Raw genomic sequence first — 12,655 nt, forward strand, 5'->3', positions numbered from 1 at the left:
CCATTTAGCCGCGAGGGCCGCTAGAAACAGCGGCGGCCTTCAACTAAGCGCGCAAATCTGCGCAGCATTGCCTTTACACCTAAATGCATCATCGGACTGAATACCGGTAAAAAATACTTACTGACCCCCTTGGGTTTCATCGCCATTGTCCAGCGTACGCGACAGGAATTTTCATCGATTGCATCGACCTCATAGCGCTCTGCAAACGACTCAATATTGTCCTTGCTGCCATGGGTAAAGCAAAAAGCCATTTCCCGTCCGTACTCCCACGCGATAAACTCCTCATAACCCACAAGGCCGCCGATCATACTGACCGTACGCGTGGTGCCTATACCAAAGGGTTTAGGCGCAGTCCACTCCACTTTTTGGATAGGCATAGCCCAACGCGGCCAGTCGTCAGCATTCTCGAAAGATGCAAATACGTCTGCCGCACTGACTTTCACCTCCACTTCGGCAACATAGCGAAACGGGGCGACATCAAAAAATGTCATGTCGACGGTTTTACACAGGTACTTATTTGCCACGCGAACTCTCCAATAAAGTGATCTCTCACTAATCAGGCCAACTGCGCCTGTATGCGGGAATCTAACATCAGCGGTAATTCTCTAACAAGACATGAACGTAAATATGACAAAGTCTTCATCTAAGATCAGCAGGCAAATGCCAAATTTCGAGCAAGTAGCAAAGACAGCTGAAAAGCTAAATATCCTTTATCAGGACGAATATATCATCGCGATAAATAAGCCCAGCGGCCTATTAGTTCACCGCAGCCCAATTGATCGCCACGAGACCCGCTTTGCTATCCAGATACTCCGCGACCAAATTGGCCAGTATGTTTATCCAGCTCATCGCTTAGACAAGCCCACGTCCGGCGCTTTATTATTCGGCCTCAGTGCCGCCGTGGCAAGCAAACTGGGACACACCTTCAGCAATCAGCAAATTAAAAAGTCTTACCTGGCAGTCGTTCGCGGCCATTGCCCCTCAGCGGGCCGTATCGACCACGCGTTAACAGAAATTACCGACCAGCGCATTGCCAAGAGCAAGGTAGCGGCGAAACAATCCGCCGTTACCGACTTTCGATTATTGGGGCAATACCAGCTGGATGTCGAGATTGAAAGCTATCCCCAGTCTCGCTATTCGCTTTTAGAACTGCAACCGCAGACCGGCAGACGCCATCAGTTACGTCGCCATTTAAAGCATATATCCCACCCTATTATTGGCGACGCCAAATACGGCCGAGGTCGCCATAATCGCTACTTTGCAGAACACCTTCAATGCCCCAGGCTGCTATTACACGCTGCACAGCAAACCTTTCAACACCCGGTAAGCGGCCTTGAAATATGCATCAATGCGCCAATCGATGTGCACTTTTCAGATCTTCTCAGTCGCTTTGCATGGATTGACTTACTGCCACCGGAATGGCAATAGTAAAAGGTTACAAAATTATAACTTACATCCGGCATCCCCTAATCGTATGGTAACGGATATAACAATATTCCCGTCGCAAAAACCAATAACGCTCAAGCGGGGTAACGCGGAAACCAAGTATGCTAACTCATTATGATTATATTATTGTCGGCGCAGGATCTGCCGGCTGCGCCCTAGCCAACCGTCTTTCTGCTAGCGGCAAACACAGCGTTCTGCTGCTCGAAGCGGGCGGTAAAGATAGCCATCCCATGGTACATATACCGCTGGGCTTCGCATTTACCATGAAGAACCCACAATTTAGCTGGTGTTACCAAAGCCAGCCCGAGCCGCACATGAACAACCGGCGTATCGACCAGCCGCGAGGCAAACTGTTGGGCGGTTCTAGTTCAATCAACGGCATGGTGTACATTCGTGGCCAGCGAGAGGATTACGATCACTGGGCAGCGTTAGGCAATCGCAACTGGGGCTACGACGACCTACTCCCTATATTTAAACGCTGCGAACACAACACTAACGGCAGCAGTGACTATCATGGCAGCGACGGTCAGCTCTGGGTTGATAACGTGGGCGACAAGTACGCTTTGGCCGATATGTATATTCAGGCCGCTACTGAATCCGGCATCCCTGCAAACACGGATTTCAACGGAGAAAATCAAGAGGGAGCGGGATTCTATCAAGTGAACATTCGCAATGGCTTGCGCCAAAGTACTGCTAAGACCCACTTGAAGCCTGCGATGGAAAGACCCAACCTCAACGTTTTAACCCACGCTCTGGCAAGCAGAATAGAGTTCCAAGGCAATCGCGCGACCGCGCTGCGCTATATCCACAAGGGTAAACAATTTACCGCTCGCTGCCGCAGCGAGATCATCTTGTGTGGCGGGACCATTAACTCACCCCAATTATTAGAGCTATCGGGTGTCGGCAACCCAGCGGTATTGCAGCAACACAGCATAAAAGTTCACACCGCATTGAAGGGTGTCGGCGAAAATTTGCAGGACCACCTGACCGTAAATACCCAGCGTTCATTTGTGGGCTTAAAAACATTCTATGACGATTCACGGCCGCTGGCCATGATAGCGACCTTTGCAAAGCTGGCCTTTAAACGCAAAGGCATGTTGGTGCATCCCGCCTCACAGGTCGGTGTTTTCTTTAAAACCGATAGCGCCGAGCAACGCGCAGACGCGCAAATTCACTTTACTCCGGCAGCTGGGACGCAAGACGACAACGGTAAGATGATAACGGTGCCCGGCACGACCGCAACCGTGTGCTATTTACGCCCAAAAAGTCGCGGCCACGTGCATATTCGCAGCAACGACCCAAAAGATGCACCGGCCCTGCTACACAACTACCTTGCCGACGAAGGCGATCGTCAAAAAATGATTGCGGCGGTGCGCAAAACTCGCAGTATTTTTGAAGCTCCTGTCTTTAATGAACATCGCAGAGAAGAACTGCTGCCTGGACCTGAGATCCAAAGCGATGAAGATATTCTGGAATTTATTCGCAATACCGGCGAATCGGTATACCACCCTGTAGGCACCTGCAAAATGGGCAGCGATGACATGGCCGTGGTTGACGACCGTTTAAAAGTACATGGTATAGAAGGGCTTCGGGTCGCAGATGCGTCCATTATGCCCACCCTAATATCGGGAAATACCCATGCGACTACCGTGCTCATAGGCGAGCGTTGTGCTGACTTTATACTGGGCGAGAATAAGGGCTGAGCGCCTCGTGAAAGTCAGTTTTGGCGATAGGGAATTTGACAGTATTCAATGCCACTCAGGGGGCGAATACCGTGTTTGTCTAGACACATTTTCATCGAGTTCATCGACAAGCTAATATTTGGTGTGGGCCCTAAATACACATGATCTAGATCGACGGCATTACTGTCGTCCAGTACTAGTGAAAAGCGCATATAGGGCACTAGCATGCTGCGACCTTCACGGAAATTTACCGCGGCGTCACGATAATCTGAAACCACTGGCGATACCAGTCGCCACTCTTGCTCTTCCTCAAACGAGGGATGTTTAAGAATGGCCGCTAGGCGCAGTAAATCACTCTCAAGATGCTCAAACAACTGATGGTAAACGGTACGCTCCACGCCGTCCTCAATGCCATCGGCCAATACTTCTACTGAATCGATCACCTGCGCAATTAAGGCTTGCTGCGCCAAGTGATCATAGATACACCGCCCCATCCGAAATTGCTGCTTCGCCGCGCAGGCCACCACCGCGCTGGGATTAAACCCTAGGCTGGCACCCTTGCCCACCGAACTATAGCCGCGCCATTGGCTCAACAAGTTACCATTTGAACGAAACGACGCGCCAAACAATATATGACCGTTGGTAATACGGTGTTTTACCCAGTCCAAAAAACAAGTCAATAAATGCGGCCGGGGATGAACTTGGTTAATACGTTTAGCGACCTCATTGGCAAGCAAGTCTGCGGTATGACGCAATTCTGCAGAATCATTCATATAACGAATATCACTGGCCCACAGTGTGCGACTACCGATAATACCGAGAACGCCACTGAGTGATGTGTAGTGGTATAGGGTTTCTTGGGGCTGTTCAGAAAATAAGGCTTCGGTGATGTTACTTATCATATCAACTCCTCGACTTCCGCCGCTTTACTGTCGTGTTATGAGCGCTATAATTTCGCAACGGTCACCGCAAACAAATTTAACTTAGCTTAGCTTATGCCACGCCACCCTCGTACGCTGCCTCATCAGCCCGCAAAAACTCTTCCACCAGACTATTAAAAATAGCCGGGTATTCCGCATGTAGCCAATGACCCGCCTTAGGAATGGTCTCAAAATACATATTGGGGAATTGACGCATCATCGGCGCCCGATTTTCGTCGCGAATATAGCCTGACTTTTCACCGCGAATGAACAAGCTTGGGCCATTAAATGGTTCAGGAGATGGTGCATCTCGAAGATTGTCATACAACTCAGCGATCACCGCCAGATTCATTCTCCACGCCCAGTCATCCTTGCCGTCGCGCATTAAATTTTTGAGTAAGAATTGGCGTATTCCAAGCTCGGGCACATCCTTCATTAGCAGTTGATCTGAGTGTTCGCGGTTTTTTAGTGAACGTAAATCAAGACCCAGCAATGCAGTAATAATTGCGTCGTGGCCGCGCCCGTAGCGCACCGGAGCGATATCAGCAACGATCAAGCGCAGCACCCGCTTGGGCTGTGTTATTGCGACTTGCATCGCGACTTTGCCACCAAGCGAGTGCCCGAGTAAATGTGCCCTTGGAATATCCAGCGCGTCCATAGCCGCAACAACATCTTCGGCCATGACCGGAATATCCATTTGATCACTATGCGCCGACTTACCGTGATTACGAAGATCCATGCGAATTACCGTGAAATAGTTTTCTAAACAACGTGCAACTGCCATCAAGTTACTCGCCGAGCCAAACAGGCCGTGTAATAAAACTACGCTGACAGCCCCACTCCCACTCACTTCAGTATGCAATCTCACTACTCTGGGCATATGTTCGCTTCTCTTCACCTATGGCCATTGCTAGAATGCGCAGGCATTTTCAATAAAAAAGGGCTCATTGTGCGATTTATTCTGCTTATCTTGACGCTAATTGGCGCCGCAGTAACTACCGGCTGTAGTTCAACAGATTACAACCCAACCACCTACGACTATTTTATCAGTCGTGAAGACATACAACAAAAGCCGCTTAAGAAAATCATTCTGGCAACCGTCAATGTCAGCGGCGAACCGACTCGCTCAGTATTACGCGATAGCGTTGATAAAGTTGACGGTATGGTAGAAGACTATTTAGAAGACAACGGCATAAGCCTTGCGCCAAACCACTTATTTAATAATGCCTGGCAGCAAGCGCTACTAACCTACGGTAATTTTTATGACCCTACTACCGGGAAAGTAGACCGCGTTGGCTGGCAAAAAGTGATGTCCGCTACCCTGCAAAGTCTGCAGGCACAAAACGACATCGATGCAGTGGTATTTACTGATCTTATCGAACACGACGTGCAGCATAGCCCGGGGATGAAACACTATGCCCGCTGGTACGGCGTAACACGCGAACCGGCCACAGAAGGCACCACCTCCAGCGTGCCAACCGATTTCAATTGGACGCAAGTTATAAAAGGCGCGTCACTACTGATTACAATTTATACTACCGAAGGCAAGCCACTGTTCTCTAGTCGCGGTGGTATCGATACCTTGCACGGGATCGATTCCCGCAAATCTGACAAGGGCTTTGTTAGACGCAAAAAAATTCTTAGCCGCAGCAACAACATCGAAGAAGGCATAGAAATAGCATTTCACCCGCTGATTAACATGAAAAATTACCCAGGAAAAGCTGCACCTGTCGCAGCCAAAGTCGCCGCTGACGCCGAGGCGTCAAAACCTTAACGCCGCTCTCATATTTAACTTAGTAAATACTGCGAAACGTGGCTTCAAATAAAACGATGCCACGATCAATCATCCAGTAAGCAGCGACTGAGCCCATAACATAAATTGTTGCCGAACGCGTCATAGCTATGACGCGAATTCGCCATTGGAGCCTAGCCACTAACAAACGCTTAGCTATCATTAGTGCAACTGTCACCATGGCAATAAAGAAAACCTGTCCAAGCTCAATGCCTATATTAAAGCCCAAAAGCGCAGGCAGCATGTCGCCACTGGGCACCCTAAGCTCTTCTAATACCGCCGCAAAACCCAGGCCATGCAACACACCAAAGACCGCGACTAAGGCTGTAAAGCCTTTACTATAATTTCTTGATTCATCGCTGTGCGGATACCTGCCCGCATACAGCGCCATGACTAAAACGCTCGCAGCAATGAGCCATTCAGCCATAGCAGGCCAATGTGGAATGACACCCATACTGACTAGAAATAAGGTGATGCTGTGACCGACGGTAAAAGCGCTTATCCAGATGAGTAGGCGATAGCGATTACCGGCAATCAGTAACAAACCCAAAACAAATAAGAGATGATCGCTGCCAATAAGGATGTGCTTAATACCGAGGCCAGTAAATTGCAATATCGGCGGCCCATTACTATTGACAAGCGCCGGCGAAAAACGATCTTCATCCGAGCCTATTAAGCTCTGTTGCTCGCCGCCATCACTGCCATACCAGCGCAGTAGCGCAGCAGAACGCGACTCACTTAGTCCGTTAATAGCAAACACTAAGGAGGACACTGGCGCTGCACAGGCAAGGGTATAACGCTGCTCTACTGCGCCATCACGAACTATTCTCTCAATACGATCTATAGTGCGGCAGGATTCAGGCAAGACCACAGTAGGCAAAGTTGCCGCTAAAACCGGGGTCTTCCATACAAGCCCAATCGCACCGCCGGGCAACGCCCTAAGTTCTAGTAAAGACGGCGCCAGTTTATGCGCATTAAGCTCACTGCAAAGGCAAAAAAACATCAGTAAAGCACTAAGTATTCGCATGACAAACCACCTGATATTTATCACGCAGTTTGTCAATATATGCAGCCCAGACTTGGGTTTGCCGCTCTCGCCGCCAACGATCTGCTAGCACTGGCGCCATATCTGCCTGCGAACGCCGATAGCTATCGTGACGTTGCAGAATACGCACCAGATGAAATCCGTAAACTGATTCCAGCGGCCCAAACCAGTCACTCACAGGTGTATCTGTGTTCACTAGGGCAAGACTAAAGTCTTCACCGAATTTTGAGGTGATCGACACCAGCGTCATGTTAGAAAAATAATTGCCATCCAAGAAGACATCACCCTGATTAGGCACGGGCGCGTCTAGCGCCACTCGCGCTTTTGCTTCTCCGTCATCAGAGTCAAAAAACACATGTTCAAAACTAAAACGCGCTGCAACTAGACCGAGCTCTTTGCTCTCGGCGTATATCTGGTCTAACTGCGCTGCAGAGGGATAACTGCCCTCCTCAAGCTCTGTCATATTATGCTGCAAAAGCTGAATTAAGCGACGACGAATAACCTCATCGCTCGCCGGCATATTCATAGTCATTACTGCATCAATTTTGTCTTTTACACTTCCCTCTAAACCCAAAAAGTCCGCATCTCGAAGCAAGCGCTGATTTATGACGGAATCTGATTTATGCAAACCTTGCAGCATGGCCTCCTTCACTAGCATTTTCTCATCCAAAGCAACTTGCGCTAAATGACTGAGTTCAATCGGCGTCGCCGCTCGGCCAGTACTGCGCGTCCAATCAGATGTTAAAACTTTCAACTGTGATTCAGAAAGACAATCTATATAGCGCTGCTGATGTTTATCATAGGTAGCAGAAACACTGTAGAGCGCGAAGCCGATAATAAAAAAATGCAATAGTCGCGAGAACAATTCTCGCCTCAAGGCAGAAGACCCTCGACAGCATTAGAGTCTTGCTTATTGACGGCCATCGGCCTAAGGCTTACCTCGGCCTTAGGCGAAAGCCAAATAGGCGACGACCACGCCCGCTCCTGAATAATAGGTCGATGCGCGGCGACACAGCACTGCTCGTATCCTGATTTTATGGTGCTGGGATCGTCACAGTTAACTTTTGCCGCCACACATATTTGCTGACTCCAACGGCAACTCGGATTTTCGACGACACGCGCGTAGTAATAAGCATACTCGGCGGGATCAAACTGCGGGTCCTTCCAGCGACCGCATAGTTGGGTATATCCGCGACCAAAGGTTTCACAGGTTTTTAAATTAACACCCGCACCACTGGCGGCGTCACCCGCAATATCAATCACCTTTTCATTACGCTGACCCTTATCATCAACACTACCTTTAATGATTTGAATTCGCTGCAGCGGCATTCCGGGACGACCGGAACGACCAGCATCCATTTTTGCAAATGCGGTAAACACGGGCGACGCGCTTACATCCGGCAAGCTTAAATCGCCGCCCATCGCGACGCCGTGCTCATAACCTAGTGCAACATAATCACGGCGTTCGCAAATATCGTCTGGCAAAGCCTCATCACCGCCAAAAAATCGCAGGCTTATACGCGGGCCACTGGTGCCATAGGTTTCGCGTCGCTGCATGCCCTCAAACAAAGACGTCCGGCTATTTTCCTCCGCCCATACTGCCGCTAAGCCGCCAGGATTAAACTCTAAATCATCGGGTAGACCTTCTGGCACTTCTTCACCAACCGGCACTCCTGCGCCGCCATGCCCCAAGAATCCTTTTTCTGCCACCGCACCCGGCGCGCCTAGATGGGTATCTGAGCTAGCAATAAAACCAAGTTTAAATGGGTTCACCCCCAATCGTTGTTCCTGCGCCATACCATCACGTAAAACATCGCGAATAAACCCTGCATCTGGTTTGGCCGGCTTACTCATAAATGGCAATATTTTACCGACAAATTTATCCGCGAAAGTCCCGTAGGGTAGTTGTTCAAAACCGCATAGCTCATCGGCACTATTTAAGGGGTCGTAAAAACATTCAGAGCTACCCTTGTGCTGCATCAGCTCAACCAAACGCTCCAACCTCGCCCGTTGCTTGGCATCTTCGGCGGTGATGGGCGCGCCATCATCGCGAGTCAAGCTAAACATATAGCCATCGCTCAGATTCGAATTATGCGGTATCACAAGTACCTCACAGCCCGTTCCCGCATTAACACAGTCACGATCTAGGGCATCCCACAACAAGGGCGCTGACGGGGTATCGATAAAACTGAGAGGCAAAGCGGGAACCTGTTTATTTTTAAATAATATATTACGGTGCAAATTGGCGAGATTGTCAGACGCTCCCGTCCATTCATAAGCAACAAAACTGGTAAATTCGCAATCTTCGCTTCTGTCATAAGCAGCTTCCGCGGCATGCTGGATTTCCTGCCAAGGACGTAATCCCGCGTCGCGGCAGAACTCCCCATCTTCGCCACACATACCTAGGCGTTTGCCCCGGGAAGATTGGGTGTTAAAAAGAAAAAAAGCAGCGCGAGGAAAGTTTCGATAAACATTACATTGCCAGCTAGTGTAAGTCTCAAAACTCGGTGTTTGGCACATTTCCACTTCCCCAAATAATTCTGCGTGATCGGTCACCACCGCAAAATCTAAGGGCCGCTCTAAGCGCAAGCGCCGCAGGGGTTTACCATCAGCCGTCCAGGGCTGTACCCCAATTTCTGCACCACGGGCAAAACCATAGGCATCTGCCGGCGAGGTGCGGGTACCTTGGGTACTAGCATCTAAAGAATATTTAGTATGAACATGAGTATCACCAAAAAAAACCTGACGCTGCGGATCACGGTTTAAGCAAGGTTGTCGCGACTCGCGATAGCCACCCTGATCTTCAGAAGAATTTTCACTAACCAACTCCTCTGCATATACCACAGTCACCAAAACCAAGGCTAAAGAGGCGAACAGGACAAACCGTAACGTTCTTAAAAATCCGTTGAAAACTGCCGAGAAACACGCAGTCATTGCAATATCACCTTTTGTTTTTATAGTGCCACTATTATTATTTAAGACCCGCCTTTTTACAATCCCAATCCTATTCAGGAGTCGTTAAGCCACCGCGTGTGATTATGACTGCGTATTCAACAAAAGGAGCATCATTATGAAACTGACAAAAGCGTTAATTCTGCTTGCTGGTTTAGGCTTTTTCGCAAGCGGTGCCTATGCCGACCATCGCGGCGGCAATCAATTTGAGGCCCGCTATCAATACCATGACAGCGGGTCTCGCCACGGCCATGACAAGCATTATAAAACATACCACAAGCAAGGCCACGACAATGACTACTATCAAGGCTACAACAACCATAGCTACGATAAGCACCGCTACAGTAAACATCACTACAATAAGCAGCGCTACGATAAGCATTACTATGCACGCCACGAGCATAGCCGCCGTTGCGGTCATCGCTACCAACCGGTGTTTAATAGCCGAGTTAAAGTCGTTTTTGGTCTTTAGTAGCTAACAAACAGGGCGAACTCTGCGAGATTTCGCTCTGTTTGAGTATCCTTGCGATGCCTACTCGCCCAACTTCAACTTCATAGCATCGAACCAGGTCTGCAATGCGACGCAATCCTCTGGAATTGCACGTCGTACCCAGCCACAAAATCCGAGTACCACATAAAGGTCGATATCGGCCTGCGATACTGTCTCACCGACTAAGTATTCTTTACCTTCTACCTCGGTATTCATGGTCTCAAAGAAGGCTGTAATGCGGAGGTTGCCCCGTTCAACTAACTCCGCAATTTGCGGCATTTTCAGGGGCCCGGGAAGCGGACTGTCTTTGAAGGCCTTACCCTTGTTTCTAATCACTTCGGCAACAGCAGTAAACCCCTCAAAGAATATACTGTGACAATAACCAATAATTTGGGCGCGCTGTAAACCCGTTTTCCCAAAAACGGGTTTATCTGGAAAAGCGTCATCCAAATAAGCACAAATTGCGATGGTATCAGACAAGGTCGTACCGTCGTTCAACACCAAGGTCGGCAAGGTCAAGCGGGGATTGACCGCACTAAACGCTGGGGAAAGCTGCTCTTTTGCCATCATATCGACTTCTTGGGTCTCTAATTCGATACCCTTGTATTTCATCAACAGTCCCACTCGGCGTGGATTTGGCGCTAGAGCGTATGTATATAGTTTCACCAGATTCTCCTTAAACTTATTAAAGTTGTCTCGATTTGCACATGGTTCAGCTTTAGTTAAGGCAGAGACCACTATCCTAGATACTAGCAATAGTCTTGGAGTATAAGCTATGTTCAAGTATCGCGTTATCCCGCTTATCTTTGCCTGCTCTAGCCCAGCGTTCGCGGACCACCGGAACAACAGCGTTAAGCACACTCAATATGCACGGGTTACTCAGGTGCAGGCGGTTTACGAGCGTGTTGCTTTTAATGCGCCGGTAGAGCAATGCTGGGAGGAAACCATCTCTCACCACAGCAGTAGCTCGGCGCCCATTTTGGGCGCCATCATTGGCGGCGCACTCGGCAATCAGCTTGGCCATCACAAAAGTAATAAGCGCGCTGGCACGGTAGTAGGCGCCGTACTGGGAGCCACGGTTGCGGCTGACATCTCGCGTCAACGGGGATCAAACCATTATGAAACAGTCGAGCGCTGCGAAATCCAACAACATAGAGACTGGCGAGATGAAGTGGTGGGCTATGATATAAGCTATCGCTACCAAGGCGAGATTTATCACACCCGCTTGCCCTATAATCCCGGTAGAGAAATTGAAATTGAGGTCAAAGTCACCCCGCGTGGCTAAAGTAGATGTTTAGGAGTTCTATGTACCGTACTTCACACCTTTGCGCGCAGCTGCAAATCGTTATTTTGCTGACTGCCACAAGCTTCGCAATACACGGCGAGGCCAATCCGCTAGGTAATGTTAGTGGTGGTCGCCTGACTCTGCCCGACCGCTCACCGCTTGAGCAACGCTTAGACGACCGCGCTCGCAGCACACTGAGTGTTAACGAGGCGATCTCTATCGCCGAGCAACGCTACGGTGGCAGAGCCGTTGGCGCAAAAAAAATACGTGGCGGTAACGGAGGTAGTTACAGCGTTCGAATACTGCAAGATAACGGCAAAATTAAAAATGTCATCATCAATGATTGAGCGAAGTTCACTATGCGTATTCTGCTAGTCGAAGACGAAAGCCTGCTGCTAGAGCAGTTACATCGTAATTTTGAGCGCGCCGGCTATGCTTGTGATACTGCGGCAGACGGTAACGAAGGCTTGTATCTTGGCCAAGAAAACCCCTATGACCTAGCTGTTGTTGACTTAGGGTTGCCAGGCATTGACGGTATTAATGTCATAAAGCAGTGGCGCCAAGAGGGGCGTAAATTTCCCGTTTTGATTCTCACTGCAAGAGACCGCTGGCAGGACAAAGTAGAAGGACTTGAAGCGGGCGCCGATGACTACGTCGCCAAGCCATTCCAAATCGAAGAAGTCATGGCACGGGCGAATGCTTTAATTCGGCGCTCGGCAGGTTTTGCCAGCCCACAATTACAATTTGGCTGTATCACAATTGATACCGGAGCCAAACGGGCGCTACTCAACAACACCTCCGTCGAGCTGACTGCTTACGAGTACAATGCGCTTGAATACCTTGCGATGCGCAGCGGCCAAGTGGTGTCTAAAACGGATCTCACTGAACATCTCTACGATCAAGATTTCGATCGCGACAGCAATGTCATCGAAGTATTCATTGCTCGTCTGCGGAAAAAACTCGACCCCGCTAATACTCTTAAGCCCATTTCTACACTGCGTGGCCGCGGCTATCGCTTTGAACTAAACGAAACACAACACTGA

At 49.3% G+C, this 12,655-nt stretch carries 14 protein-coding genes; 7 read left to right on the forward strand and 7 right to left on the reverse strand.

Going from position 1 to position 12,655, the window contains the following annotated elements; genetic code table 11:
- Positions 1 to 20 precede the first annotated feature (20 nt).
- Entirely contained in the window at positions 21 to 524 is a 504-nt protein-coding gene (locus ACI955_RS07755; protein WP_415243166.1) for an SRPBCC family protein, read from the reverse strand.
- 103 nt (positions 525 to 627) lie between these two features.
- Between ACI955_RS07755 and ACI955_RS07760 the strand changes: the two genes are divergently transcribed.
- Positions 628 to 1,428, forward strand: a complete 801-nt coding sequence (locus ACI955_RS07760; protein WP_415243167.1) for a pseudouridine synthase — start codon at positions 628 to 630, stop codon at positions 1,426 to 1,428.
- 119 nt (positions 1,429 to 1,547) lie between these two features.
- Positions 1,548 to 3,149: a GMC family oxidoreductase gene (locus ACI955_RS07765; RefSeq protein ID WP_415243168.1), complete on the forward strand. Its 1,602-nt coding sequence runs from the start codon at positions 1,548 to 1,550 to the stop codon at positions 3,147 to 3,149.
- Between the two features lie 14 nt (positions 3,150 to 3,163).
- Here the strand turns inward: ACI955_RS07765 and ACI955_RS07770 are convergent, their stop codons facing one another.
- Positions 3,164 to 4,030: a DUF2971 domain-containing protein gene (locus ACI955_RS07770; RefSeq protein ID WP_415243169.1), complete on the reverse strand. Its 867-nt coding sequence runs from the start codon at positions 4,028 to 4,030 to the stop codon at positions 3,164 to 3,166.
- 91 nt (positions 4,031 to 4,121) lie between these two features.
- Positions 4,122 to 4,928 (reverse strand): alpha/beta fold hydrolase, encoded by an 807-nt coding sequence (locus ACI955_RS07775; protein WP_415243170.1) that lies wholly within the window; start codon positions 4,926 to 4,928, stop codon positions 4,122 to 4,124.
- A 69-nt stretch (positions 4,929 to 4,997) separates the two neighbouring features.
- Between ACI955_RS07775 and ACI955_RS07780 the strand changes: the two genes are divergently transcribed.
- Positions 4,998 to 5,822, forward strand: coding sequence for a hypothetical protein (locus ACI955_RS07780; protein WP_415243171.1), 825 nt, complete (start codon positions 4,998 to 5,000; stop codon positions 5,820 to 5,822).
- 19 nt (positions 5,823 to 5,841) lie between these two features.
- On the opposite strand, the gene ACI955_RS07785 is transcribed toward ACI955_RS07780, so the two are convergent.
- From ACI955_RS07785 to ACI955_RS07795, 3 genes are all read right to left on the reverse strand, one after another.
- On the reverse strand, positions 5,842 to 6,867 hold the full coding sequence (locus ACI955_RS07785; protein WP_415243172.1) for a HupE/UreJ family protein: 1,026 nt from the start codon (positions 6,865 to 6,867) through the stop codon (positions 5,842 to 5,844).
- The gene (locus ACI955_RS07790) at positions 6,854 to 7,639 is read right to left on the reverse strand and encodes a hypothetical protein (protein ID WP_415243173.1); all 786 of its coding nucleotides are present in this window, start codon (positions 7,637 to 7,639) and stop codon (positions 6,854 to 6,856) included. The genes ACI955_RS07785 and ACI955_RS07790 overlap by 14 nt, the downstream gene beginning before the upstream one ends.
- A gap of 119 nt (positions 7,640 to 7,758) precedes the next feature.
- Positions 7,759 to 9,819, reverse strand: coding sequence for a DUF3604 domain-containing protein (locus tag ACI955_RS07795; RefSeq protein WP_415243174.1), 2,061 nt, complete (start codon positions 9,817 to 9,819; stop codon positions 7,759 to 7,761).
- A gap of 136 nt (positions 9,820 to 9,955) precedes the next feature.
- Here ACI955_RS07795 and ACI955_RS07800 point away from each other — a divergent pair, with 136 nt between their 5' ends.
- Entirely contained in the window at positions 9,956 to 10,309 is a 354-nt protein-coding gene (locus ACI955_RS07800; protein ID WP_415243175.1) for a hypothetical protein, read from the forward strand.
- Between the two features lie 60 nt (positions 10,310 to 10,369).
- On the opposite strand, the gene ACI955_RS07805 is transcribed toward ACI955_RS07800, so the two are convergent.
- On the reverse strand, positions 10,370 to 10,993 hold the full coding sequence (locus ACI955_RS07805; RefSeq protein WP_415243176.1) for a glutathione S-transferase family protein: 624 nt from the start codon (positions 10,991 to 10,993) through the stop codon (positions 10,370 to 10,372).
- A 109-nt stretch (positions 10,994 to 11,102) separates the two neighbouring features.
- On the opposite strand from ACI955_RS07805, the gene ACI955_RS07810 reads away from it, so the two are divergent.
- From ACI955_RS07810 to ACI955_RS07820, 3 genes are read left to right on the forward strand one after another with little or no spacing between them, the layout of a single operon-like run.
- Positions 11,103 to 11,612, forward strand: a complete 510-nt coding sequence (locus ACI955_RS07810; protein ID WP_415243177.1) for a glycine zipper 2TM domain-containing protein — start codon at positions 11,103 to 11,105, stop codon at positions 11,610 to 11,612.
- Positions 11,613 to 11,632: 20 nt separating this feature from the next.
- A complete protein-coding gene (locus ACI955_RS07815; RefSeq protein WP_415243178.1) occupies positions 11,633 to 11,959 on the forward strand; it encodes a PepSY domain-containing protein in 327 nt (108 codons plus the stop codon).
- A 12-nt stretch (positions 11,960 to 11,971) separates the two neighbouring features.
- Complete coding sequence (locus ACI955_RS07820) at positions 11,972 to 12,655, forward strand: response regulator transcription factor (protein ID WP_415243179.1); 684 nt, start codon at positions 11,972 to 11,974, stop codon at positions 12,653 to 12,655.

It is taken from the genome of Zhongshania sp., from assembly GCF_047636175.1.
Taxonomy (GTDB): domain Bacteria; phylum Pseudomonadota; class Gammaproteobacteria; order Pseudomonadales; family Spongiibacteraceae; genus Spongiibacter.